22 protein-coding genes and 2 rRNA genes are annotated in these 24952 nt (G+C 69.2%); 7 read left to right on the top strand and 17 right to left on the bottom strand.

The window, feature by feature from the left end; translation table 11 throughout:
• Nucleotides 1-254: 254 nt before the first annotated feature.
• Nucleotides 255-3377, top strand: a 23S ribosomal RNA gene (locus IAG42_RS16690).
• Between the two features lie 88 nt (nt 3378-3465).
• A 5S ribosomal RNA gene (gene rrf / locus IAG42_RS16685) occupies nt 3466-3582 on the top strand.
• 103 nt (nt 3583-3685) lie between these two features.
• Here the strand turns inward: rrf and IAG42_RS16680 are convergent.
• From IAG42_RS16680 to IAG42_RS16665, 4 genes are read right to left on the bottom strand one after another with little or no spacing between them, the layout of a single operon-like run.
• Nucleotides 3686-4363, bottom strand: coding sequence for a response regulator (locus IAG42_RS16680; RefSeq protein WP_188337783.1), 678 nt, complete (start codon nt 4361-4363; stop codon nt 3686-3688).
• Nucleotides 4360-5607 (bottom strand): sensor histidine kinase, encoded by a 1248-nt coding sequence (locus IAG42_RS16675; protein WP_223206033.1) that lies wholly within the window; start codon nt 5605-5607, stop codon nt 4360-4362. The genes IAG42_RS16680 and IAG42_RS16675 overlap by 4 nt, the downstream gene beginning before the upstream one ends.
• 38 nt (nt 5608-5645) lie before the next feature.
• Nucleotides 5646-6416 carry an ABC transporter permease gene (locus tag IAG42_RS16670; protein WP_188337782.1) on the bottom strand — a complete coding sequence of 257 codons (771 nt, stop codon included), beginning with the start codon at nt 6414-6416 and terminating at the stop codon, nt 5646-5648.
• Nucleotides 6413-7345: an ABC transporter ATP-binding protein gene (locus tag IAG42_RS16665; protein ID WP_188337781.1), complete on the bottom strand. Its 933-nt coding sequence runs from the start codon at nt 7343-7345 to the stop codon at nt 6413-6415. The genes IAG42_RS16670 and IAG42_RS16665 overlap by 4 nt, the downstream gene beginning before the upstream one ends.
• Before the next feature lie 106 nt (nt 7346-7451).
• On the opposite strand from IAG42_RS16665, the gene IAG42_RS16660 reads away from it, so the two are divergent.
• The gene (locus tag IAG42_RS16660; protein ID WP_188337780.1) at nt 7452-8003 is read left to right on the top strand and encodes a GNAT family N-acetyltransferase; all 552 of its coding nucleotides are present in this window, start codon (nt 7452-7454) and stop codon (nt 8001-8003) included.
• Between the two features lie 16 nt (nt 8004-8019).
• Here IAG42_RS16660 and IAG42_RS16655 read toward each other — a convergent pair whose 3' ends face one another.
• Both IAG42_RS16655 and IAG42_RS16650 read right to left on the bottom strand, forming a co-directional pair.
• A complete protein-coding gene (locus IAG42_RS16655) occupies nt 8020-8616 on the bottom strand; it encodes an NADPH-dependent FMN reductase (protein WP_188337779.1) in 597 nt (198 codons plus the stop codon).
• A gap of 77 nt (nt 8617-8693) precedes the next feature.
• A complete protein-coding gene (locus IAG42_RS16650) occupies nt 8694-10241 on the bottom strand; it encodes an MFS transporter (protein ID WP_188337778.1) in 1548 nt (515 codons plus the stop codon).
• A 90-nt stretch (nt 10242-10331) separates the two neighbouring features.
• Here IAG42_RS16650 and IAG42_RS16645 point away from each other — a divergent pair, with 90 nt between their 5' ends.
• Nucleotides 10332-10982 (top strand): TetR/AcrR family transcriptional regulator, encoded by a 651-nt coding sequence (locus tag IAG42_RS16645; RefSeq protein WP_188337777.1) that lies wholly within the window; start codon nt 10332-10334, stop codon nt 10980-10982.
• Between the two features lie 48 nt (nt 10983-11030).
• Here IAG42_RS16645 and IAG42_RS16640 read toward each other — a convergent pair whose 3' ends face one another.
• From IAG42_RS16640 to IAG42_RS16610, 7 genes are all read right to left on the bottom strand, one after another.
• Nucleotides 11031-12539, bottom strand: a complete 1509-nt coding sequence (locus tag IAG42_RS16640; protein ID WP_188341434.1) for a type VI secretion protein — start codon at nt 12537-12539, stop codon at nt 11031-11033.
• Nucleotides 12540-12541: 2 nt separating this feature from the next.
• Nucleotides 12542-13960: an ATP-binding protein gene (locus IAG42_RS16635; RefSeq protein WP_188337776.1), complete on the bottom strand. Its 1419-nt coding sequence runs from the start codon at nt 13958-13960 to the stop codon at nt 12542-12544.
• A 27-nt stretch (nt 13961-13987) separates the two neighbouring features.
• A complete protein-coding gene (locus tag IAG42_RS16630) occupies nt 13988-15547 on the bottom strand; it encodes an SCO6880 family protein (protein ID WP_188337775.1) in 1560 nt (519 codons plus the stop codon).
• Complete coding sequence (locus IAG42_RS16625) at nt 15544-16887, bottom strand: hypothetical protein (protein WP_188337774.1); 1344 nt, start codon at nt 16885-16887, stop codon at nt 15544-15546. The genes IAG42_RS16630 and IAG42_RS16625 overlap by 4 nt, the downstream gene beginning before the upstream one ends.
• Nucleotides 16877-17695, bottom strand: coding sequence for a hypothetical protein (locus IAG42_RS16620; RefSeq protein WP_188337773.1), 819 nt, complete (start codon nt 17693-17695; stop codon nt 16877-16879). The genes IAG42_RS16625 and IAG42_RS16620 overlap by 11 nt, the downstream gene beginning before the upstream one ends.
• Nucleotides 17696-17921: 226 nt before the next feature.
• Entirely contained in the window at nt 17922-18230 is a 309-nt protein-coding gene (locus IAG42_RS16615; RefSeq protein ID WP_188337772.1) for a hypothetical protein, read from the bottom strand.
• Between the two features lie 269 nt (nt 18231-18499).
• Nucleotides 18500-19834, bottom strand: coding sequence for a M1 family metallopeptidase (locus tag IAG42_RS16610; RefSeq protein ID WP_223206031.1), 1335 nt, complete (start codon nt 19832-19834; stop codon nt 18500-18502).
• 232 nt (nt 19835-20066) lie between these two features.
• Here IAG42_RS16610 and IAG42_RS16605 point away from each other — a divergent pair, with 232 nt between their 5' ends.
• Nucleotides 20067-20987 (top strand): hypothetical protein, encoded by a 921-nt coding sequence (locus IAG42_RS16605; protein WP_188337770.1) that lies wholly within the window; start codon nt 20067-20069, stop codon nt 20985-20987.
• On the opposite strand, the gene IAG42_RS16600 is transcribed toward IAG42_RS16605, so the two are convergent.
• From IAG42_RS16600 to IAG42_RS16590, 3 genes are read right to left on the bottom strand one after another with little or no spacing between them, the layout of a single operon-like run.
• Entirely contained in the window at nt 20935-21630 is a 696-nt protein-coding gene (locus IAG42_RS16600; RefSeq protein ID WP_188337769.1) for an MBL fold metallo-hydrolase, read from the bottom strand. The genes IAG42_RS16605 and IAG42_RS16600 overlap by 53 nt on opposite strands.
• 3 nt (nt 21631-21633) lie before the next feature.
• Nucleotides 21634-21978, bottom strand: a complete 345-nt coding sequence (locus IAG42_RS16595) for a DUF397 domain-containing protein (protein ID WP_188337768.1) — start codon at nt 21976-21978, stop codon at nt 21634-21636.
• A gap of 14 nt (nt 21979-21992) precedes the next feature.
• On the bottom strand, nt 21993-22847 hold the full coding sequence (locus IAG42_RS16590; protein WP_188337767.1) for a helix-turn-helix domain-containing protein: 855 nt from the start codon (nt 22845-22847) through the stop codon (nt 21993-21995).
• 197 nt (nt 22848-23044) lie between these two features.
• Between IAG42_RS16590 and IAG42_RS16585 the strand changes: the two genes are divergently transcribed.
• Nucleotides 23045-23482: an ATP-binding protein gene (locus IAG42_RS16585; protein WP_223206030.1), complete on the top strand. Its 438-nt coding sequence runs from the start codon at nt 23045-23047 to the stop codon at nt 23480-23482.
• Between the two features lie 170 nt (nt 23483-23652).
• Nucleotides 23653-24201, top strand: a complete 549-nt coding sequence (locus IAG42_RS16580) for a Uma2 family endonuclease (RefSeq protein ID WP_394811287.1) — start codon at nt 23653-23655, stop codon at nt 24199-24201.
• Here the strand turns inward: IAG42_RS16580 and IAG42_RS16575 are convergent.
• Nucleotides 24182-24715, bottom strand: coding sequence for a hypothetical protein (locus IAG42_RS16575; RefSeq protein WP_188337766.1), 534 nt, complete (start codon nt 24713-24715; stop codon nt 24182-24184). The genes IAG42_RS16580 and IAG42_RS16575 overlap by 20 nt on opposite strands.
• Nucleotides 24716-24952 lie beyond the last annotated feature (237 nt).

Below are 24952 nucleotides of genomic sequence, written 5' to 3'. Positions count from 1 at the left end.
CAAACGTTCGACGGTGGTTGCTCATGGGTGGAACGTTGATTATTCGGCACACTTGACCTGCTCTGGTCGCGAGTACTGCTTCGGCGTGGAAAGCGAGATGGAGAGGCGAGGGTGTCGGGCACGCTGTTGGGTGTCTGAAGGTACGGCCGCAAGGTCGCCTTCAGTGCCGGCCCCAGTGCACTCGAATCTACTGGTTCGGGGTGATGGGTGGTTGGTCGTTGTTTGAGAACTGCACAGTGGACGCGAGCATCTGTGGCCAAGTTTTTAAGGGCGCACGGTGGATGCCTTGGCACCAGGAACCGATGAAGGACGTGGGAGGCCACGATAGTCCCCGGGGAGTCGTCAACCAGGCTTTGATCCGGGGGTTTCCGAATGGGGAAACCCGGCAGTCGTCATGGGCTGTCACCCGCTGCTGAACACATAGGCAGTGTGGAGGGAACGCGGGGAAGTGAAACATCTCAGTACCCGCAGGAAGAGAAAACAACCGTGATTCCGGGAGTAGTGGCGAGCGAAACTGGATGAGGCCAAACCTCAAACGTGTGAGACCCGGCAGGGGTTGCGTTTGGGGGGTTGTGGGATCTCTCTTCCACGGTCTGCCGGCCGTGGGACGAGTCAGAAACCGTTGATGTAGGCGAAGGACATGCGAAAGGTCCGGCGTAGAGGGTAAGACCCCCGTAGTCGAAACATCAGCGGCTCGTTTGAGAGACACCCAAGTAGCACGGGGCCCGAGAAATCCCGTGTGAATCTGGCGGGACCACCCGTTAAGCCTAAATATTCCCTGGTGACCGATAGCGGATAGTACCGTGAGGGAATGGTGAAAAGTACCGCGGGAGCGGAGTGAAATAGTACCTGAAACCGTGTGCCTACAAGCCGTGGGAGCGTCGGGCGAGCACTTGTGCTTGCCTCGTGACTGCGTGCCTTTTGAAGAATGAGCCTGCGAGTTTGCGGTGTGTTGCGAGGTTAACCCGTGTGGGGAAGCCGTAGCGAAAGCGAGTCCGAACAGGGCGTTTCAGTAGCACGCTCAAGACCCGAAGCGGAGTGATCTAGCCATGGGCAGGTTGAAGCGGAGGTAAGACTTCGTGGAGGACCGAACCCACCAGGGTTGAAAACCTGGGGGATGACCTGTGGTTAGGGGTGAAAGGCCAATCAAACTCCGTGATAGCTGGTTCTCCCCGAAATGCATTTAGGTGCAGCGTCGTGTGTTTCTTGCCGGAGGTAGAGCACTGGATAGGCGATGGGCCCTACCGGGTTACTGACCTTAGCCAAACTCCGAATGCCGGTAAGTGAGAGCACGGCAGTGAGACTGTGGGGGATAAGCTCCATGGTCGAGAGGGAAACAGCCCAGAGCATCGACTAAGGCCCCTAAGCGTACGCTAAGTGGGAAAGGATGTGGAGTCGCAGAGACAACCAGGAGGTTGGCTTAGAAGCAGCCACCCTTGAAAGAGTGCGTAATAGCTCACTGGTCTAGTGATTCCGCGCCGACAATGTAGCGGGGCTCAAGCGTACCGCCGAAGTCGTGTCATTGCAGCTATAGGGCCAACGCCCGCTGTGATGGGTAGGGGAGCGTCGTGTGCCGGGTGAAGCAGCACCGGAAGGTAGTTGTGGACGGTTCACGAGTGAGAATGCAGGCATGAGTAGCGATACAAACGTGAGAAACGTTTGCGCCGATTGACTAAGGGTTCCTGGGTCAAGCTGATCTGCCCAGGGTAAGTCGGGACCTAAGGCGAGGCCGACAGGCGTAGTCGATGGATAACCGGTTGATATTCCGGTACCCGCTGTGAAGCGTCAAACATCGAGCATCGTGATGCTAAGGCCGTGAAGCCGCCGTCCTCGTCTTTGACGTGGTTCGGAGTGGTGGAGCCGCCGGCCCAAGCGGTTAGTAGGTGAGTGATGGGGTGACGCAGGAAGGTAGTCCATCCCGGGCGGTGGTTGTCCCGGGGTAAGGGTGTAGGCCGGTGTGTAGGTAAATCCGCACACCGTTAAGGCTGAGACCTGATGCCGAGCCGATTGTGGTGAAGTGGATGATCCTATGCTGTCGAGAAAAGCCTCTAGCGAGTTTCATGGCGGCCCGTACCCTAAACCGACTCAGGTGGTCAGGTAGAGAATACCGAGGCGTTCGGGTGAACTATGGTTAAGGAACTCGGCAAAATGCCCCCGTAACTTCGGGAGAAGGGGGGCCATTCCTGGTGATGAGTCTTGCACTCTGAGCTGGGGGTGGCCGCAGAGACCAGCGAGAAGCGACTGTTTACTAAAAACACAGGTCCGTGCGAAGCCGTAAGGCGATGTATACGGACTGACGCCTGCCCGGTGCTGGAACGTTAAGGGGACCGGTTAGTCAGGATTCGTCCTGGCGAAGCTGAGAACTTAAGCGCCAGTAAACGGCGGTGGTAACTATAACCATCCTAAGGTAGCGAAATTCCTTGTCGGGTAAGTTCCGACCTGCACGAATGGCGTAACGACTTCTCGACTGTCTCAACCATAGGCCCGGTGAAATTGCACTACGAGTAAAGATGCTCGTTTCGCGCAGAAGGACGGAAAGACCCCGGGACCTTTACTACAGTTTGATATTGGTGTTCGGTTCGGCTTGTGTAGGATAGGTGGGAGACTTTGAAGCGGCCACGCCAGTGGTTGTGGAGTCGTCGTTGAAATACCACTCTGGTCGTGCTGGATGTCTAACCTCGGTCCGTGATCCGGATCAGGGACAGTGTCTGATGGGTAGTTTAACTGGGGCGGTTGCCTCCCAAAGGGTAACGGAGGCGCCCAAAGGTTCCCTCAGCCTGGTTGGTAATCAGGTGTTGAGTGTAAGTGCACAAGGGAGCTTGACTGTGAGACCGACGGGTCGAGCAGGGACGAAAGTCGGGACTAGTGATCCGGCGGTGGCTTGTGGAAGCGCCGTCGCTCAACGGATAAAAGGTACCCCGGGGATAACAGGCTGATCTTCCCCAAGAGTCCATATCGACGGGATGGTTTGGCACCTCGATGTCGGCTCGTCGCATCCTGGGGCTGGAGTCGGTCCCAAGGGTTGGGCTGTTCGCCCATTAAAGCGGTACGCGAGCTGGGTTTAGAACGTCGTGAGACAGTTCGGTCCCTATCCTCTGTGCGCGCAGGAATATTGAGAAGGGCTGTCCCTAGTACGAGAGGACCGGGACGGACGAACCTCTGGTGTGCCAGTTGTTCTGCCAAGGGCATGGCTGGTTGGCTACGTTCGGGAGGGATAACCGCTGAAAGCATCTAAGCGGGAAGCCTGCTTCGAGATGAGTATTCCCACCCACTTGATGGGGTAAGGCTCCCAGTAGACGACTGGGTTGATAGGCCAGATCTGGAAGCACCGCAAGGTGTGGAGGTGACTGGTACTAATAGGCCGAGGGCTTGTCCTCAGTTGCTCGCGTCCACTGTGTTGGTTCTGAAACCACGAACGACCGTCGTAGTCATAGGCCACGACTCCGGTTGTCAGTTTCATAGTGTTTCGGTGGTCATAGCGTGAGGGAAACGCCCGGTTACATTCCGAACCCGGAAGCTAAGCCTCACAGCGCCGATGGTACTGCAGGGGGGACCCTGTGGGAGAGTAGGACGCCGCCGAACAAATTTTGAAGAAAACCCCGGACCGGGACACGGTCCGGGGTTTTCTGCGTTTACGGTCCTTTCTGGCTTTCTGGCTTTCAGGCTTTCAGGCTTGTAGGTCCTTTCAGGGCTTCACCAGTTCCGCCTCGTAGGCCACGATCACGGCCTGCACCCGGTCTCTCGCGCCCGTCTTCGCGAGTATGCGGGAGACGTGCGTCTTCACCGTGGATTCCGCGAGGTGCAGGCGCTGCCCGATCTCCGTGTTGGTCCAGCCCTGGGCGATGACGGTGAGGATCTCGCGTTCGCGGTCCGTGAGGCCGGCGATGCGGGGGTCCTCGGCGGCCGGGACGCCGGGTGGTGCGGGGAGGTGCTGGACGTAGGCGTCGAGGAGACGGCGGGTCAGGCTCGGGGCGACGATCGCGTCGCCGGCGGCCACCGCGCGGATGCCCGCGAGGAGCTCCTCGGGGAGTGCGTCCTTCAGCAGGAAGCCGGAGGCGCCGGCGCGCAGGCCCGCGTAGGCGTACTCGTCCATGTCGAAGGTCGTGAGAATGAGGACGCGCGGGGCCTGGCCCTCGGTGTCCCGGTGCTCGGTGATGATGCGGCGGGTCGCCTCGATGCCGTCCATGCCGGGCATGCGGATGTCCATGAGGACGACGTCGGGGCGGAGTCGGGCGGTGAGCCGGACGGCTTCGGTGCCGGTGCCGGCCTCGCCCGCGACGCTCAGGTCGTCCTGGCTCTCCAGGAGCATGCGGAAGCCGAAGCGCTGCATGGGCTGGTCGTCGACGATGAGGACCGAGGTCACGTGGCGGGTTCCTTCGGAGCGGGCGGGACGGGGAGCCGGGCCTGGACCCGCCAGCCGCCTCCGGGCAGCGGGCCCGCGTCAAGTGTGCCGTCGTACAAGGCGGTTCGCTCGCGCATTCCGGTGAGTCCGCGTCCGCTGTGGCCGGGGGCGGGCGGTCCGCCCTTGCCGGTGTCGGTGACGGTGAGGGTCGTGCCGGTGGAGGTGTGGGTGAGGGTGACGGTCGCGGCGGCTTGGGGGCCGCCGTGCTTGAGGGTGTTGGTGAGGGCTTCCTGGGCGATGCGGTACAGGGCGAGTTCGGCGGCCGGGGAGAGGGGGAGGGCCGGGGTGCCTTCCTCGGTGAGGTCGACAGGGAGGCCCGCGGTGCGGACACCGGTGACGAGCTCGTCCAGAGTGGCGAGCGTCGGCTGGGGGGCCAGTTCGGGTGCGGCGGGCGGGAGTTCGTCGTCCGCGTTCAGCACGTCGAGGAGGCGGCGCAGGTCGGTGAGGGCCTGGCGGCTGGTGGTGGCGATGGCGGTGAGGGCCTGGCCCGCGCGTTCCGGGTTGCGGGCGGCGGCGTAGGAACCACCGTCGGCGAGGCCGGTGATGACGGAGAGGTTGTGGCCGATGATGTCGTGCATCTCGCGGGCGATGCGGGCGCGTTCGGCGGCGGCGGCGAGACGGGCCTGCTGGTCGCGCTCTGTTTCGAGCCGGCGGGCGCGTTCGACGAGGGACGCCGTGTAGTCCTGGCGGCTGCGGACGGCGATGCCGAGGGCGGCGACAAGGGCGAGCGACCACAGTTGCGGGACGACCTGCATGTCCCAACTCCCCTTGGGGAAGCGGAGGACGCCGACCACGATCGGGATCATCGTGAGGGCGCAGCCGAGGAGCAGGGTGCGGGCCCGGGCGCGCAGGGCGAGGTTGAAGACGACGAAGAGCTGGAGCAGGGCGGCCTGGAGGACGGCGCCGGTGGCGCTGTTGACGATGCCGGCGGTGACCATGACGGTCAGGGCGGTCATCGGGTGGGTGCGGCGCCACAGGAGGGGCACGGACAGGGCGAGGCTGAGGAGGAGGACGAGCGGGCCCGGCACGTCGGTGTTGTGGGCGATGTTCTTCCAGCCGTCGCCCGCGTAGTCGATGAGGGCGGCGGCGACGCAGAAGCCGGTGAGGAGGAGGTCCCACACCAGGGGGTGGCGCCGGTCGTGGGCGCGCACCCGCTGGGTGGTGCGGTGCAGGAAGCGGGAGGTGCGGGGCTGGGGCGTCGTCACGGCTTCTTCCCGGTCGGCTGGCGTGGGGCCCAGTCTGTTCACACGTCGCGGCGCTTGAGAAGGAGCGCGGCTGCGGTGAGCGCGGCGGCGGCCCACAGGGTGAGGGTGAGCAGGCCGGTGAGCGGGGCGTTGTGGGCGGCGAGGGCGTCGATGGAGCCGAGCGCTTCGGCGGACTTGGCGGGGAAGTACCGTACGGCGCTGTCCACCACGTCGTTGCCGATGGCGCCGAGGACCTCGGGGAGGATCAGGACGAGGCCGAAGAAGGCGCCGATCGCGGCGGGGACGGAACGGCACAGGGCGCCGAGGGCGAGGGCGATGACGCTGAGCAGGGTGATCCCCGCGGCGTTGCCCGCGAGGGCGGTGAGGACGCCCGGGTCGGTGAGGCCGAGGGCCTTGTCGGTCTCGCCGAGCCAGATCTGGGCGACGAGGAACGTGACGGTGTTGACGGTGAGGGAGACGGCGAACGCGGTGGCGCCGAAGACGGCGGCCTTCGCCCACAGGACGGGCAGGCGCCGGGGGACGGCGGTCATGGTGGCGCGGACCAGGCCGGTCGCGTACTCGCCGGCGGTGACGAGGATGCCGAGGACGACGAGGCAGAGCTGGGAGATCTGGGTGCCGAAGAGGGTGAAGACGATGGTGTCGATGTTCGCGTCGTCGCCGTCGTAGGTGGAGCCCATGACGATGCCGACGGCGAGGACGACGGTGGCGGCGAGGGCGAGCGTGAGCCAGGTGGAGCGCAGGGTGCGCAGCTTGTGCCATTCGGAGGTGAGGACGCGGCGCGGGGTGACGGCGTAGGGCGTGGCGGTCATGCGGCGGCTCCGGTGAGGCGGGCAGGGGTGGTGGCCTGGTACTCGACGGTGTCGTGGGTGAGGTCCATGAAGGCTTGCTCCAGGGACGCGGTGCGCGGGGTGAGTTCGTGGAGCGGGACGGCGTGGGCGGCGGCGATGTGGCCGATGTCCTGGGCGGTGAGGCCGCGTACGTGGAGGGTGTCGGGGGTCTCGGCGGTGATGTCGGTGGCGCCGGTCAGCAGGGTGCGGAGCCGGTCGGTGTCGGGGGTGACGACGTGGACGTAGGCGGCGCCGGAGGTGCGGACGAGGTCGGCGACGGTGGTGTCGGCGAGGAGGCGGCCGCGGCCGATGACGACGAGACGGTCGGCGGTCTGGGCGGTCTCGGACATGAGGTGGGAGGAGACGAGGACGGTGCGGCCTTGTGCGGCGAGGGACTTGAGGAGGGTGCGGATCCACAGGACGCCCTCGGGGTCGAGGCCGTTGACGGGTTCGTCGAGGATGACGGTGGCGGGGTCGCCGATCAGGGCGGCGGCGATGCCGAGGCGCTGGCCCATGCCGAGGGAGAAGCCCTTGACGCGCTTGGTCGCGACGTCGGTGAGGCCGGTGAGGTCGAGGACGTGCTCGACGCGGGAGCGCGGGATGCCGTGGGTGTGGGCGAGGGCCATGAGGTGGTGGAAGGCGGTGCGTCCGGGGTGGACGGCCTTGGCCTCCAGGAGGGCGCCGGCCTCGGTGAGCGGAGCGGGGTGGGTGACGTAGGCGCGGCCGCCGATGGTGGCGCGGCCTGCGGTCGGGGTGTCGAGGCCGAGGAGCATGCGCATCGTCGTGGACTTGCCGGCGCCGTTGGGGCCGAGGAAGCCGGTGATGGTGCCGGGTTCGACGGTGAAGGTCAGGTCGTCGACGACGGTCTTGTCGCCGTAGCGTTTGGTGAGGCCGTGCGCTCGGATCGTCATGGCCCCCACGGTGCCGTCCGGGGTGCGGGCTGCGCGTCGGACCGGGGCACGGAGCTGCGGAAATGCCGTAGTACCGGAGTACTACGGGCCCGTAGGGTGCCGTTGCATGGACTACGAGATCAGGGCTGTGCGGGACGACGAGTGGCCGGCGGTGCGTGAGTTGCGGCTGGCGGCGCTGCGGGACGAGATGGCGCCGGTGGCGTTTCTGGAGACGTACGAGCAGGCGCTGGAGCAGCCCGACGGGTACTGGCGGGACCGGACGCGGAACGCGGCGCGGGGTGAGGCGGCGCGGCAGTTCGTGGCGGTCGGGCCGGACGGCCGGTTGGTGGGCACGGTGGTGGCGCTCGTCGAGGAGGCCGGCACGGATGACTTCTTCGGGCGGCCGGTGACGCGGCGGCAGGCGCAGATCGTCGGCGTGTACGTGCGGCCGGAGGCGCGGGGGATCGGGGTGACCGAGGCGCTGTTCGAGGCGGCGGTGGCGTGGTCGCGGGGACTTGAGGGGCTTGAGCGGGTGCGGTTGCACGTCCACGAGGACAATCCGCGGGCCGCGGGCTTCTACCGGAAGTTCGGTTTCGTGCCGACCGGAGGGGCCGTCCCGAACCCGGGGGACCCCTCCAAGTCGGACCTCGAGATGGTGCTCGGCGAGCCCGGGGAGTGACGGGTGCCGGCGGGGCTCAGCCGTAGGGGCGTTCGGCGCGGGCGGTGCGCAGGGCGTGGGCCCACCAGTCGAGCTGGTCGAGGAGGACCTTGGCGGCGCCGGCGGCGCCCTGCGGGTCGTCGGCGGGGCCGCCGGGGGTGAAGTGGTCGGCGGTGGCGCGGTGGAAGCTGACGCCGTCGCGGACGGTGGTGCAGTGCAGCTCCGCGAAGACGAGGCGGAGCTGCTCGACCGCGCGCAGGCCGCCGGCGACGCCGCCGTAGGAGACGAAGCCGACGGGCTTGGCCTGCCATTCGGTGTGGTGCAGGTCGATGAAGTGCTTCAGGTGGGCGGGAAAGCTGTGGTTGTACTCGGGGGTGATGACGACGTAGGCGTCCGCGTCGGCGATGCGGCCGGCCAGGTCGGCCTGGTCCGGGGTGCGCTGGTGGCCCCAGCTCGGGTGGCGCTCGGGGAGGTCGAGGTCGGCCAGGTCGATGACGTCGAAGTGAGTCTCGGGGGCGTGGGTGCGGGCCTGCGTGGTGAACCAGTCGGCGACGGTGGGGCTGAGGCGGCCGTCGCGGGTCGAGCCGACGATGACGGCGGTGCGGAGGGGAGCGTTGTTCGCGGTCTTGTTCATGGTGAGGGCTCCTTCGTGGGTCGGGTTACGGGGCGGTCGTCGTGGATCGGGTTATGGGGCTGTCGTCGAGGGTCGGGTCACGGGGCTGTCGTCGAGGGCGCCTGATCGGTGCTCGGCGCTGAAGGCCGGGCCCGCCGCGGTGCGGAACGCGTGGTGAGGGTTCGGGACGGGCGGGTTTTCAGGAGGGCGTGGGTCAGGGCTGCCAGGAGGGTCATCAGGGCCGCGACCGTCCACGAGGTGACGTGCCAGGCCGAGGTGAAGGCCTCGGTGTGGCCGCCGGCGCCCGCCGTGACGCGGGCCGCCGCTTCCGGGGAGCCGATGCGGGACTCCAGGGCGGACAGGAGCAGGGCGCCGAAGACGGTGAGCATGACGGCGCCGGTGCCGCCGCGCACGGTGTTGAGGAAGCCGGAGGCCATGCCGACCTCGGACGCGGGGACCATGGACAGCGCCTGGGCGTCGACGATGCCGATGGACAGGCCCTGTCCCGCGCCGATGGTGAGCAGGGGCCCGGCGAGCCCGGCGGCGGAGATGCCGGGGTGGAGCGTGGTGAGCCAGGCGTTGCCGGCGGCGATGAGCAGCAGCGACAGGACCAGCAGGTGCCGGGCGGGGACGCCGCGGTTGACGAGGCGGGCGCCGAGCGGGGGCAGGGCGAGGACGGGGACCGTCATCAGGAGCAGGGTCAGTCCGGCGGCGCGGGCCGAGACACCGCTCGCGCCCTGGAGGTAGGTCGGCAGGAAGGTGAGGGCGCCGGTGGTGCCCGCGCCGAGCGCGAAGGCGCCGACGGCCCAGCCGGCGAAGGCAGGGTTGCGGGCGAGCCGGATGTCGAGGATCGGGCGGCGGCCGGCGCGCAGGAGGTGCCGCTCGGTGCGGACGAAGGCGATGAGCAGGGCGAGCGCGAGGGCGCCGGGGAGCAGTGCCTGCGCGGAGGCCCAGCCGGACTTGGAGCCCTGGGTGACGGCGAAGAGGGCGAGGGCCAGGCCGGCGATGAAGGTGGCGGCGCCCGCCTTGTCGACCTGGGGGCGGACGTCGGCCCGGGACTCGCTCATCAGGCGGGTGCCCAGCAGGATGACGGCGCCCACGGCGACGTAGGACAGGAACGTGGCGCGCCAGCCGACGGCGTCGACGAGCCAGCCGGAGAAGGTGGGGCCGAAGGCGAGGCCGAGGCCGGCGGTGGTGCCGAGGGAGGCGAAGACGCGGGTGCGGGCGGGGCCGGTGAAGGTGGCGGCGAGCAGGGAGCCGCCGGAGGCCATGACGCCGGCGGCGCCGATGCCCGACACGATGCGGGCGGCGTCCAGGAGCAGGACGTGCGGGGCGAGGGCGGAGGCGAGGGTGCCGGCCGTGTAGACGGCGGCGCCGGCGGTGAGGACGCGGCGGCGGCCGTGGAGGTCGCCGAGCGAACCGGCGACCAGCATGCAGGAGGACGCGGCGAGGAAGTAGCCGACGACGACCCACTGCAGGGCGGCGCCGGACGCGTCGAGGTCGGCGCCGATGCGGGGCAGGGCCACGGTGGTGCCGGACATGGCCATCGGCAGGGTGAGCATGCCGAGGAGCACGACGATCAGGGTCAAGGTGGGGCGGCTGCCGCCGACTTCGCGGGCCGCCGAAGCCTGGGGTTCGGTTGCCATGCCGGTAAAGTACAACCACGGTTGTAAGAAGTGCAACCGTCGTTGTACCTAGGTCCGCGGGCCTAGGCTGTACGGGAACGGAGGCCGGGCATGACGGAGCAGGATCAGGTACGGCACAGGAGCGGCGGCACGCTGGAGAAGCGGCAGGCGCTGCTGCGCGGCGCGCGCACGGTCTTCGGGCGCGAGGGCTACACGCGGGCCGGCATCGACGAGATCGCCGCCGAGGCCGGCGTCTCCACCCGCACCCTCTACAACCACTTCGGCGGCAAGGCGAACCTGTTCCGTGAGGCGCTCCTCGACAGCGCCGCCGCCGTCACGGCCGCCCATATCGCGCTCGCCGAACGGCACTTGACCAAGGTGACCGACGTCGAGAAGGACCTGCTCGCCTTCGCCCGCGAGTGGATGGGCCGCCGCACCGACCACGACGCGCACATGCGCCTGGTCCGCCAGATCATCGCGGAGGGCAACCGGCTGCCCGCCGACGTCATCGAGGAGTGGCAGCGCATCGGCCCGCGCGCGGTCACCGAGGCGGTGCGCGAGCGGCTCGAGGCCCTCGGTGCGCAGGGCCTGCTGCGCATCGCCCCCGGCGAATCGGCGGAGGCCGCCCGCCACTTGATGCTGCTCGTCGCCGGCGGCGTCACCACGGACACCTTCTTCGGCGTCGTCCCGATGTCCGCCGAGGAACTCGACGCCCGCGTGGTCGGCGGCGTCCGCACGTTCCTGAAGCTCTACGGGGCCTGAGCACTCCGTCCCGCGTACGGGAAGGGCCGCACCCGGCGCCGCGACGCCTCAGCCGACGGGCAGCTCGGCGTCCGGCCAGCGGGTGCGGGCCTGCTCGCGCGAGCGCAGCAGCGCCAGGGTGACCAGGCCCCGGTCCGCGCCGCGGGACAGCAGCTCGGGGAGCTGGGGGAGCGGGGCGACCGCGGCGACGTCGTCCAGGACCAGGGTCATTGGTGGGTCGAGCCGGCCGGCGGGTGACCTTTCGGCCATGCGGCGGCCGTGCTCGACCACGCTGGAGGCGAGTGCCGTCAGGAGCGGCATCGCGCCGGGGTGTTGCCTGGGGTTCTCGATGGGTTCACCCACCACATAGAGCGTGCCCCCCTCGTCCACGAAGGAATCCAGGACGAGCGCGTCGGCCCGGTTCGGCGTGCAGGCCTCGCGGACGTGCACGGAGAACAGGGCGGACAGGGCGCGGGCCGTCAGCTCCTGCGCCATGTCGCGGCGTTCGGGGTGCGAGGTGAGCGCGGCCTCCAGCTCGCCGGCCGCGCCCGAGGCAGCCTTCGGGTTCGTCCGCAGGATGCGGACCGCCTCCTGGACCTGGGTGCCCTGGGCCCAGCGGTGCACATGGCGGAACGGTTTGCCTTCGGCGGCCGCCGCGTGGAGGTAGCTGCGCAGCAGGGTCTCGGCGGTCTCCGCCAGCGCGGAGTCGAGCTTCGCGGTGGGGCGGACGGGGGCCAGGAGCGCTGCCGCGCGGGACGCCGCCGTGTCCTTGTCCTCGCAGCGGGACGCTGGGTTCCAGTGGAGGCGGGCCGGGGTGTCGCACAGGTGGGAGGGGTCGTAGAGGAGGACGGGGCCGAGCTTGGCGCGAGCGTCCTTGGTCTCCTGCCAGATCTCCGGGGAGGAGGTGACGATCAGGGCTGCGCCGGGTGCGTCTTGGATGGCCTGTACGGCTTCGGCGTGGCGGGTCGGTGCGGGGCCCAGCAGGAGGGGGCCGGTTGTTCTGGGGGACGGGACCGTGGTCGAGGGTGGCGTCTGCGCGGCGGGGGTTTCGTTCACGGGTGCTGCCGGTGGGGGCTGGTCGCGCCCCGCGACGGAGTCGCTGAGCGGTGCAGCCCCGCGCCCCTGACGGGGCTCCTGCTCGCGCCCCGCGACGGAGTCGCTGGTCGGAACAGCCCCGCGCCCCCTTCGGGGCGCTTCCGTGGTGCGGCGGTTCTTGCGGACCGCTCGCCATCTGGTGAAGGTGCCCGCCACGAAGATGGTCAGGACCACCCCGATCAGGACCTGGCTGATGAGGAGGCCCCAGACGAGGCCGTAGCCGGAGAGCTGGGACTTCGGGGTGGACGGCCAGGCCGCCGGGATGTCGTGCGGGGCCGTGATCAGGGAGCGCAGGGCCGGCGGCGTGTGGCCGAAGGTCACCCCGTCCGGCCACGCGCCCTTCGCGAACAGGCCCGCGAGCCCCGTCGCCGACCACACCAGGACGGTCATGCCGAGCACGAACGCCAGGACGCCGATCAGGAGGCCGTCCGGGACGCCGCCCCCGCGCCGCTGTTCCTCGCGGCGCTCGTAGCTCTCCCGCATCGTCATGCCACCGTGGACTCGGACGCGTCGCCGAGGCGCTGCTCGACGAAGGCCGCGGCCCGCTCCTCCGCCTCCAGTTCCGCCGCGCGCATCGCGTCGTCGTCGCCGACGAGTTCGTTCGACGACTCGGTCATGGCGCGGTCGGTGAAGACGAGCGGGCGTTCCGTCTCGGTGACGAGGTGTTTGACCACCTGCACGTTGCCGTTGACGTCCCACACGGCGATGCCGGGCGTGAGCGTCGGGATGATCTCGACGGCCCAGCGGGGCAGGCCGAGGACCCGGCCGGTGGCGCGGGCCTCGTCGGCCTTCTGGGCGTAGATCGTGCGAGTCGAGGCCATCTTGAGGATCGCGGCCGCCTCCTTCGCGGCGGCGCCGTCGACGACGTCGGACAGGTGGTGGACGACCGCGACGAAGGACAGGCCGAGACGGCGGCCGAACTTGAGCAGGCGCTGGAACAGCTGGGCCACGAACGGGCTGTTGATGATGTGCCACGCCTCTTCGACGAGGAAGATGCGCTTCTTGCGGTCCGGCCGGATCCAGGTGTGCTCCAGCCACACGCCGACGATCGCCATGAGGATCGGCATGGCGATGGAGTTGCGGTCGATGTGGGACAGGTCGAACACGATCAGCGGCGCGTCCAGGTCGATGCCGACCGTCGTCGGGCCGTCGAACATGCCGCGCAGGTCACCGTCGACGAGCCGGTCCAGGACCAGGGCGACGTCCAGGCCCCAGGCCCGTACGTCGTCTATGGCCACGTTCATCGCCTCGGCCGACTCCGGCTCGGGGTGGCGGAGCTGCTCGACGATGTCGGTGAGGATCGGCTGGCGTTCGGTGATGTGGTCGGTGACGTAGGCGTGGGCGACCTTGAGGGCGAAGCCGGAGCGCTCGTCGAGGCCGTGGCCCATCGCGACCTCGATGATCGTGCGGAGCAGCGCGAGCTGGCCCGTCGTCGTGATCGCGGGGTCGAGCGGGTTGAGCCGGATGCCCATGTCGAGGGCGGCCGTCGGGTCGAGCCGGATGGGAGTTATGCCCAGCTCCTGGGCGATGAGGTTCCACTCGCCGACGCCGTCCTCGCCCTGCGCGTCGAGCACGACGACCTGCCGGTCCTTGAAGCGGAGCTGACGCAGGACGTACGTCTTCTCCAGCGCCGACTTGCCGTTGCCGGACTCGCCGAGGACCAGCCAGTGCGGCGCCGGGAGCTGCTGCCCGTACAGCTGGAACGGGTCGTAGATGTACCCCTTGCCGGAGTACACCTCGCGCCCGATGATCACGCCGGAGTCGCCGAGGCCCGGCGCGGCGGTCGGCAGGTAGACGGCCTGGGCCTGGCCCGTGGACGTGCGCACGGGCATCCGGGTCGTCTCCACCTTGCCGAACAGGAAGGAGGTGAACGCGTCCGTGAGGAGGGACAAGGGGTCACGCATCGGGAGCCTCCATGGGTGACGTGTGACCTACCTTCGGATGCCGGTCGCGAAGGGCAACGTGTTCACGAACGCCCGGTGGTGCTCACGGTCGCACCACTCCAGCTTCAGATAGGACTTGCCGGCCGAGGCCCGGATGGTCCGCTTGTCGCGGGCCAGCGCGTCCGGGTTGCGGGAGGAGACGGTGATGTAGCCGACGAGGTTCACTCCGGCGGCGCCGCTGGCCAGGTCCTCGCCGCGCTGGTCGAGACGGCCGTGCGCGGCGATGTCGCGCGGGTCGACCGTGCGGTTCATCTTGGCGGCGCGGGACGCCTCCGCCTCGTCGTTCGTCTTCTCGGTGAGCATCCGCTCGATGGCGATCTCGGTGGGCTCCAGGTCCATGGTCACGGCGACCGTCCGGATGACGTCCGGGGTGTGGACGAGGAGCGGGGCGAGGAAGTTCACCCCGACCGGCGTCATCGGCCACTCCTTGACCCAGGCCGTGGCGTGGCACCAAGGCGCGCGGGTCGAGGACTCGCGGGTCTTCGCCTGGAGATAGGTCGGCTCCATGGCGTCCAGCTCGGCCGGCCAGGCGTTCCGCTTCGTCATCGCCTGGATGTGGTCGATCGGGTGGTCCGGGTCGTACATCGAGTGGATCAGGGAGGACAGCCGGCTCTGGCCGAGCGGCTGGCGGACCCGGATGTCGGCCTCCTGGAGGCGCGAGCAGATGTCGGTCAGCTCGCGCGCCATGACGACGGCGAGCCCGGCGTCCCGGTCGACCTTCCGGCCGGAGTGCGGGCGGGTCGCGCGCGCCATCGCGTTGGCCTCGGCGGCCAGCTCTCGCGTGTAGTGCATGCAGGCGACGAGGTAGGCGCGGTGCTGCTCGCTGCTCGTCGACACCATCGACTGGAGCTGGTCGTACGAGCCCTGCAGCCAGCCGGGGGCGGTGGAGTCGCCGCGCACGACGACGTCCTTGGCGTGCGCGTCCGGGTCGGCGGGAAGGGTGCGGGCCAGCATCTGGAGGCGGGTCACGAAGCCGTCGCCGTTCGCCACGTGCTTGAGCAGTGTGCCGAACCGGTCGACGAGCGCCTCCTGGTCCTCGGAGTCGCGCAGGCCGACGCCGGGGCCCTCGATCTCGATCGCGGCGGTCACCGTGCGCCGGTCGGCGTGCAGCAGCACGGCGATCTCGTCCGGGCCGAACGGCGCCGAGAGCCAGGTCAGCCGGCCGATGCCGGGCGGCGGCCCGATCTCGACCTCACGCCCGTCGAGCCGGGTGCCGGCCTCCATGGTGCGCGAGCGGTACGCCGTCCCCCGGCGCAGGGAGCGCTTGTAACTGCGGTTGATCTCGAACCACTTGTAGAACGTGCGGCCCTTGTACGGGACGTAGACGGCGGCCAGCGCCAGCAGCGGGAACCCCATGAGGAGCACGATGCGCAGCGACAGGACGGGGACGAGCAGGCCGCACATCATGCCGAGGAACGCCCCGGCGATGATCAGGGCGAGCTCGCCGGACTCGCGGTTGCGCCCGACGATGGCGTTGGGGCGGGCGCGCCCGATCAGATAGGTACGGCGGGGCGTCACCGGAGGGGACACATGGGACTGGGTCGTCAACGCCCTGCACCTCCTCGCGGTTTGCTCGTGTTGCCGGTCCCGCTACGGCCTGCGTGCGGGGTGTTCGTGGGGCTCGTACGGGGCGGGGGTGCGGCGGAGGGGACAGTTCCGCCGCCGCCCCCGGCGGCCGGGCGACTGCTGTGCGCGGCCACCCCGCCGGACGCGGGGTTGGACGGGCGGGCCTGGCCTGCGCCGCCACCTCCGGGACCACCACTGTCCTGACGGGTGCTGTGGGTCTTGATGCCCTGCGAGACCAGCGCGGCGGGCGAGGACATGACCGCGGCGGCCTTGCCCTCGGCGCCGCGCATGATGCGGTTGTTGCGTACGTTCGCCATCTCGTCGCCGAAGCCGGGGACGAAGCGGTAGATCATGCCGCTCGCGAAGATGGCGAGCAGCACGATGGCGAGTCCGGAGACGACGGCGGCGAGCGAGTCGGGGCCGTCCTTGCTGGTGGACAGCGCGCCGGCCAGGCCGAGCACGATCACGATGACCGGCTTGACCAGGATGATCGCGACCATGATCCCGACCCAGCGGCGGACGTGGCCCCACAGGTTCTTGTCGACGAGCCCCGAGTAGACGACGACGCCGAGCAGCGCGCCCACGTAGAGGAGCACGGCCCGCAGGTAGAGCTCCAGGTAGAGCACACCGGCCGCCAGGATCGACACGAGCGAGACGACGATCAGCATGATCGGGCCGCCGCCGATGTCGTCACCCTTCTTGAGGGCCTCGGAGAACGTACCGAAGAACGCGTCCGTCTGATTGCCCGTCGCCTTCGCCAGCACGTCCGTGACGCCGTCGGCCGCCGATACGACCGTGTACAGGATCAGCGGGGTGAACGCGGAGGCGAGCACCGTCAGCCACAGGAAGCCGATGGCCTCCGACAGGGCGGTGCTCAGGGGGACGCCGCGCACGGCCCGCTTGGCCACGGCGAGCAGCCAGAGCAGGAGGGTGAGGACCGTCGACGCGGCGAACACCACGGCGTACTGCTTCAGGAACTCCTGGTTCGTGAAGTCGACCTCGGCGGTCTTCTTCACGGATTCGCTGAGCTTGTCGACGGTCCAGGAGGCGGCGTCGGCACAGCCCTTGGCGAGGCTGGAGAGGGGGTCGAGGGGGCTGGTGAGGTCGGGGGTGGTGACTCCGCCTCCGCCGCCTCCGCCGCCACTCCCGCCCTTGTCCCCGCGCTCGCAGTACTGCTTGGCGGGGCCGCGGATCAGGTCGCAGGGGTCGTTCTCGGGATCGGGGGCGGCGAAGGCGCGGGTGGCCGTCAGGACCGCCGTCGCCTGGACAGCGGAGGCCACGCCGGCGATCTTCAGGATGAGGCGTCGGCGGTCAGCGGGCATAGGTGAACCCTCCGTACTCTCGCACGGCCTTCGCCATGTCATCGGCGGTGGAAGCGCGCTGGTCGCGTCCGACCGGGACGGGGCCGTCCTTCTGCGTGAAGTCCTCGACCTTCCAGTCGCCGTCCACCCAGCGCATCTTGTAGCTGTTCGTGTACCAGCTCTCGGACACCGGGTTCTGCGTGCCCTCGCCGGTGAGGCCGAACAGGGAGGAGTACCAGATCGACACGGTCGCGGTGTCGCCCTTGTACGCGGTCGTCCTGGTGCCGACGGGGATGATTCGCGAGACGAAGGTGCTCCCGCTGGGAGCGACGCCGTCCTTGCTCAGCCCGATGCCGGTCAGGAAGCTCTCACTGGAGTACACCTTGTCGAGATCCCCGCGCCGGGCAGAGGCGACCGCCGGGGTGTAGACGGCGTCGACGATGCGGTCCCGCTTGGCCTTGTCGAACATGTCCGCCGAGCCGAGCTGAACCGCGTAATTGGCCGCCGCCGACTGAACGCCCTGTTCATCATGGGCGAAGCCGGAATCCACGGGCTTCGTGCCGCTCGCCGCCGTCGGGGCGGCACCCGCGCGGGGCCCGGACGAGCCGTCACCCTCGTCCGAGGACCCGCCGTCCCCGCGGTTGGCGAACGCGATCGCCGCGATGAGCAGCACCACGACGCCGACCACCGTCACGAGGGAACGCGACGACGAACGGACCGGTCTGCGCGCCCCGCCGTAGACGTCCCCGGAACCCTCGGGGAGCCGCGTGCGGGTCTGCCCCGTCCCGCCGTACAGATCGTCGTCGTCCCGCCGTCCGTCGGCACTCACTCGGCCCACGCCCCCTCACCCTCTCGCACGTACGCGGCCGCATACGCGTACGCATACGACGGTAGCCGTGCCGGTTCGCGCGCGGGCGCGGTGTGGTGACTGGACATCAGGGGACGCAACCTCAGCCGGTGGGTACGACAGGACGGATGGGGACGGGGACAGGAGAGGTAACCAGCGGGAACCGGGCCGAAACTGACGATGCGTGAACCGGGCTAAGCGCATCGCGCTAGACGGCCATCCCGTACACGATGGTGAAGAGCGTGCCGAGGGACCCGATGATGAAGACCCCGGTCAGGCCCGCGATGATCAGACCCTTGCCCTGCTCGGCGCTGAAGGTGTCGCGCAGGGCCGTCGCCCCGATCCGTTGTTTGGCCGCGCCCCAGATCGCGATACCGAGGCACAGCAGGATGGCCACGGCCATCACGACCTCGATCATCACGCGCGCCTCGTTGCCGAGGGTCCCGAACGGGCCCCAGTCGGGGGCGATCCCGCCGATGATGGTCGTGATGTCGCCTTTTTCGGCTGCCAGCAGCATGTGTAACTCACCGCCCCAAGTGGGTAGTTCTGTCGCCCCCGCCGCAGCGCAGAGGTCAGGCCCATTCTTCCTCAGAACGGAGCCGGTGCCCGCACACTTGGCGCCATTCCTTGGCCGAGTTCCTACGCACGCGCGGTCCCGGAACCATGGAGACGGAGGTTCCGGGACCGCGCAGGAACGTATGGTCACTCTGTGTATCACGCCGTTTTACCTGGAGCAATGAACGCAGGGGGCGGCGTACGGCGGCGTCGGGGCGCTCGGCCCCGGGGTCACCTGATGCGGTGGGCGTCCCAGAAGGGGCCGAGATCCTTGCTGGTCGCGGCCTGTGCGGCCCGCTTGAAGGCGGCGGTGGTGGAGACCCCGTACCAGTGGTCGCGGGCGTAGTTCCGGAGCAGGCCGTCCATGGCGGCGGAGCCGATGGTCTGCTCCAGGTCCCACAGGGCGCAGGGGCCGAGGGAGTAGAGGACGCGGAAAGAACCGGGGTGCGTCGAGAAGTACGCCATGGAGTTGGTGAGGGCGGCCTCGTCGTCGGGCCAGCTGGTCCCGTACGAGCACTGTTCCTCGAGGATGCCCATCAGGCGGAAGCTGGAGTACTGGGCGAAGCTCTCGTCGAGCCAGGGCGAGCGGTACTCGTCGTTGCCGACGATCCCGTACCACCACTGGTGGGCGATCTCGTGGACGGCGGCGCCGCCCTCCTCCGTGGTGCCGAGCAGGACGAGCCCCGGGTACTCCATGCCGCCGGGGAACCCGGGTGTCATGACGAGGTCGATCTCGCCGTACGGGTAGCGGCCGAGCGAGGCGCCGAGCGCGTCGACGGCGGTGGCGCCGTCGCGCCGGTTGATGCGGACGCCCTCGGCGGGGGTGTCCGGCGACCAGTAGGACCGGACGCGGACGCCACCGGGAGTGGTCGTGTCGGCGGTGCGGAACGGTCCGGCCGCCCATGCGAAGTCCCGCACCTTCCGCGCGACGCTGCGGGTGAGGGTGCGGCCGGGGGCGCCGGGACGGGTGGCGGTGCGGCCGGTTGCGGGGACCTTGAGTGCGGTCGGGTGGTCGAGCGTGACGCGGAAGTCGCCGGCCAGCGTGTAGAAGCTCTCCAGGCTGCTCGCGTACGGGTCGAGGTGCCAGCCCGTCGCGTCGTGTACGGCGAGGACGGGGAGCGTGTTGCCGAGGAAGCGGAAGGCGCCCTCGCGGCCGAAGCGCTCGGTGCGGTCGGGCACGGTGAGCTCGACGTCGAAGGAGACGGTGGCGCGCCGGCCCTGCTGGAGCGGGGCGGGCAGTTCGATGCGCAGGGCGGTGCAGTCCACGGTCAGCGGCGCTGCGGTGCCGCCGCGCACGCGGGAGACCTTGACGGCCGGGGCCGCGCATCCGTCGGGGCCGTTGCCCCAGAGCCGTACGTAGACCTCGCGCAGGGGCTGCGCGGAGGCGTTCCGGAACGACACGCGCTGGCGTCCCGTCCAGCGGTCGCCGGTGGCGTCGGAGCGCAGGGAGACGTCGTAGCGGGGGCGGTCGGGGGTGGCGGTGCCGCTCGTCGCCTGGGGCGCCGCGGTCGCCCCGCCGGAGCCGGTCGCGGCGGCGGCGACCAGCAGGAGGAACACAACAAGCATTCTGCGCAGGGCAGTTGACGGCGACATGGCCGCAGATCGTGCCACAGGGGCGGCCCGGCACACCCCGCCGTGCGCGAAGTGACGGGACCGGTTCCGCTACGGGGCGGGGCCTACGGGACGTAACATCCCGGAACCCGTGCAACCGCCGGCCCGGGGTCGCGCATCCTCGCCGGTGCGCCCCGAGGACACAGGGGCGGTGTGATGTTCGAGCTCGACCAGGTGGGTGACGGGGATGAACGTGCAGCGGGCGGTGGTGTGGGCGGCGGCGGTACTGCTGCTCGGCGGGACGGTGACCGGCTGCGGCGACGAAAGGGCGAGACCCGCGGCCGAGGAACCGGGGCGTGCGGCGTCGCAGAAGCCGGACTCGAAGACGCTCGACTCCGACGACGACCACACGGTGATCCGCCTGTCCGACGGCCGCGAACTGTCCCTGACGTACGCGAAAGGCCGGGGTCTGGAGGCGAAGCACCGCGACGCGGCTGCGGAGGCCTGGTCCGCACCGAAGACGGTCTACGCGACGGCCGAGGACCCGTGCCAGGGCATCGAGGCGAAGGCGTACCGGGGCACGGTGTGGGTGGTGGCGGGCTTCGGTCCGTACTGCCGGGACGGCGAGGAGCCGCAGGACGTGCTCGCGGCGGTCGGCACGGACGATCTGTCCACCTGGGCCACGAGCGTCGTGTCGGGCCAGGGCTTCGAGCCGAAACCCCGGGTCCGTGACGCCGGCGCGCGGGTCGACTTCGTGGACCGCAGCTGGATCGGCACGACGACGCTGACCTGGAAGAAGTCGTCGGGCTTCGCTTCACCCACGGAGACCTACCGCCCCATCCACAAGTGGTACGTGGGCCGCTGGCGCTCCCAGGACGGCACCCAGCAACTCACCATCGACCAGGCCGCCGGCAGCCGAAGCGCCCGCCTGACCATCGAGTCCCTCACCGGCCCGCGCTGCACGGGCACCGCGATGCTGACCGGCCTCGACCAGCACGACCTGACGATCAACAACTTCAAGCTGGAAGAGGGCACCAAGACGGCGTACTGCCCACCGGAGGACGAGACCGAGTACTCGTTCGCGGTGGACTCGGCCGACGGCCCGTTGCGCCTGGTCAGGATCGGCAATCACCCGAAGACGGTGCGGACGTACGAGCGGGCGGAGTAGGCCGACTCGCGCCGGATCCGTCCGGGCTGACGGTGATCCGGTCTCCGTAGAGCTGCACGTGCCGCCCCGTCGGGTGCAAGTCTGCCTCGTCGAGGAACTCTGTCTCGTCCCGTCCTTCGACGTGCAGGCTGTAGTACCAGGCCCGCTGAGCGGGGGCGGTGCCGTCTTCGTAGTCCGGGTGCCCCACGATCACTTCCGCGCCCGCCAGGCCGAGTTCGCGGGCATCGGCGGAGTCGCCGACCCGCACGACGTCACCCGTCTTGAAACGGGGCGCGGTGGCGGCCCCCATCTCGCCGGCCTGGGCGCCGTACACAGTGGGGTGGAGGAAGACGCCGCCGTGAACCGGACGCTCCCACGAGCCGTTCCAGCCGCCGAACTCCTTGTCCTGGGTGAATCCGAGAGCCTGGAGGCAGTCGGGTGCCGAACCGTTCGGCGTGAGGTCGATCTCGAAGTGCAGCATCTCCGGGGTGCGGGGGAACGGCCCCCGGGCGGGCACGATCACCGTGCCGTGAGGTTCGAGCGCCGCGCGAAGGTGCTCGGCGAGTTCAGTCTCTTGCTGAGGCGTGGCCTCGGCCCAGAGGGCGAGCCAGACGAGGCGGTAGGGCGCTAGGGCGGCGGGCGCGTCGTGGTTGCGGGTCGTCATGAGTCAGTGGGGTTCCAGGGTGAAGTGGTCGAACTCTCCGGCCCGTACGCCGAGTACGAAGGCGTTCCACTGGACGCGGGTGGTGGTGACGACCTTCTTGGGTACGGCTCTGGCGCGTATGTACAGGAGGTCGGTGTCTTCGGCCGCTACGGAAACGTCGAAGGGTGACTCGGTGACGGGTTCGTCCTTGAGGATGCGGACGAGCTGCCCGAAGTCGGTGCGGGTGGTGGTGAGTACGGTGCCGGTGGGGTCGCTGGACTCGGTCATGTGGATGGCGTCGGGGGACGCGGAGACGTGGACGCAGGACTCGCCCTCTCCGCAGTAGGACGACTTCTGCCAGGTCTGCATGCTTCCGTGCCCTCTCAGATGGTGTGCAGGACGTGCAGGATCAGCGTTCGGGACTCGACCTCGGTGAGGCTCAGTGCGAGCAGGCGGTCGAGGACGATGCGGTACTTGGCCAGTTGGCCCTCGGCGTCGAGCAGCGCGGGGCCGTGGGACTGGTCGAGCTGGACGGTGTCCAACGGGGGGACGGCCCCGTGCACGTAGTAGATGGGCTGCCCGGACCCGGGGTAGCCGCCGGCGTCGAACGGGATGACGTGGATCGAGACGTTGGGGTGCTCGCTGCACTTCAGCAGGTGCTGGAGTTGCTGCCGGGCGACTTCCCTTCCCCCGAAGCGCATGTGGAGCGCCGCCTCGTGAATGACGGCGCGGTACTGGACGGAGAGCTCCCGGCCGAACAGCACCGCTTGCCGTTTGATGCGGAACGAGGCGCGGTGTTCGATCTCTGACGGGGCGAGTTCCGGGACCACCTGCTCGAAGACGGCTCGGGCGTGATCCAGAGTCTGGAGCAGCCCGGGGATGCCCGAGGTGTGGGCCGTGCGCAGTGCAGTGCCGTGATGTTCGAGCTCGGCCAGGTCGAGCAGGGCGGGCGGCAGAATGTCGCGGTACTCCTCCCACCAGCCGCGCCGCCGGTCGCCGGTCATGCCGCAGAGGGCGTCGACCAGACTCTTGTCCGGGCACTCGTACTGGCAGGCCATGCTCCGCAGGCGCTCGGCGCTGACACCCAGGCGACCGGTCTCCATGTTGCTGACCTGGGCCTGCTTCATGCCGAGCAGGCGGGCCGCCTCGGTCGATGTCAGCCCCGCCCGCTCGCGCAGTCTGCGCAGTTCGGCGCCGAACCGCAGCTGCCGGGCCGTCGGGCTGGTCCTCACGGGCATGTTGTCGTTCCTCCGTGCTGGCCTTCACTCACAGGAGTGGAAGGCGAAGCTATTAAGCGAAACGGGGTGAAGAATATATCCCGCAGGCTCTACTTTCTCCTCAGGCGCCAACCCCGCCCAGAAGCACCCCGCTCGACGGAGCGGCCACGGTCACTGGGCACTCGTCATCCAACTCCCTCCCAGACCAAGGGACTTCCATGAACGTGAACAAGGGCATGGACAAGGACAAGGTAACGCCACCCTGGACGTACACCCTCCAACTCCCGCACGACCCCCGCGCCCCGGGTATCGCCCGCGCCGCACTCCGCCTGATCCTCGCCGCACACGGCCGAACCGAACTGGCCGAACCCGCCGAGCTGTTGGCCTCCGAACTCCTCACGAACGCCCACGCCCACACCACCGGCACCTACGCCCTGCGCCTCGCCCCCGGAATCCTCGACCCGCACCACGTCCGGGTGTCGGTCTGGGACACGGACGCGACGATGCCGCCACCCTTCGGTCCTGTCGCCGGGGCTGGGGACGAAGGTGGCCGAGGGCTCTACCTCGTACGGGCGTACGCGGAGGCGTGCGGGGCGTACGCGATGCCGGTGGGTGGGGGCGGGAAGGTGGTGTGGGCGGAGTGCGGCGGTCGGTGAAGGCGCGTGGCGGAGCCGGATGGAGCATCGGCTCGGGCCTACCGGCCGCTGAGGTGTCTACTAGGCTGGCCACCAGTGGAGCGCTCGTGTCCGTCGTCCAGGAGGCGGAGCCCCTGACCGTTCCTCTGACACGCCTGGAGGATGCCGTGACCGCCGAGCTTCCCGACTGGATGATCCCGCCCCGGCCCAGTGGCTGGGAAGCCGACGACCTCGACCACCTTCCCCAGGCCCCCCGGCACACCGAGCTCATCGACGGAGCCCTGATCTTCATGATGTCGCCGCAGCGGTCCTGGCACTCCAGGCTCGTGGAGAACCTGACCTTCGCCCTGCGGCGGGCAGCCCCGACGGGGTACGAGGCGGAGCGCGAGATGACGGTCCGCTTGGACAAGAAGAGCCGCCCCGAGCCCGACATCCTGGTCACCACCGCGGCCTACGACCCCGACCGCACCTGGTACGCGCCGACCGATGTCTCCCTGGTCGTCGAAGTGGTCTCGGAGGAATCCGCCGACCGGGACCGCTCCTTGAAGCCCTTCAAGTACGCCCAGGCTGGGATCCGTCACTTCTGGCGCGTCGAGGACGAGGCAGGCGCTCCTGCAGTGCACTCCTACGAACTCGACACCATGACCCGTTCGTACGTGCCGACCGGCATCCACCGCGACCGGCTGCAGCTCGCTGTCCCGTTCCCTCTCGACATCGACCTCACCGCGCTGGTGCCGTGACGGTTCCTCCCCGGCCGGCCGAGCACATCGCCATCCAGTGAAGGACGGAATCCAGATCGGAATCCGCAAGGAAGAGGTGCGTGCGCCCGTCTCGCGTGCCCGCGCTGATCATGGCCATCTTCTTCTCAGGCCATGACTCGAGAAAATCCAGCAGCTCCTCCGTCTGCACTCGGAGCTCCGATCCGGGGGCGGTCCTGGAGAGGCGTCGCCGGTAGATGTGGATCAAGTTGTCACGGTCTACTTTTCCGGATTCGATCGAGGCAGGTTTGCCTATGGCTTCCGCCAGTTCAAGAGGCACCCTTCCCGACCGTACCCCGGCGCTCAGCAGCTCGTTGAACCGGCTTGCATCCGATCGCGTCACCGCTTCGTGCGTCCGCTCCGTGTCCGTGCTGTCGGTCATCTCGCCCAGGAGTGAGTCACCCTGATGCAGCCGTGCTCGTAGCTCGCCGGGTAGCCCGCCGCGCGAGAGAAGCGGCGCGACCGTGCGGTAGGCGTCGTCGAACTCCAGGGCCATGTCGTCCGGCCCGACCGCCCAGCGTCGCAGACGCTCGATCTGGCGCCCGGCCGGTCAACGCCGAGTTGGTCCATGGCCGTGCCGGTCTTCATTCGGGACCTCTTGATACTCGTCGGGGTAAGCGGTCGGTTCCGAGGTGAAGGTGGTCGCGGCACTCGCCCGGAGCCGGAAACCGAGAGCCGTGGCGCTCACGGTGATGTCGTCCTCATTCGTGAGGGAGACGTCGTATCTCTTCCA

Source organism: Streptomyces xanthii (assembly GCF_014621695.1).
GTDB lineage: Bacteria > Actinomycetota > Actinomycetes > Streptomycetales > Streptomycetaceae > Streptomyces > Streptomyces xanthii.
The sequence above is the reverse complement of the archived record's forward strand: the minus strand, read 5'-3'. Positions and strand labels throughout refer to the sequence as shown.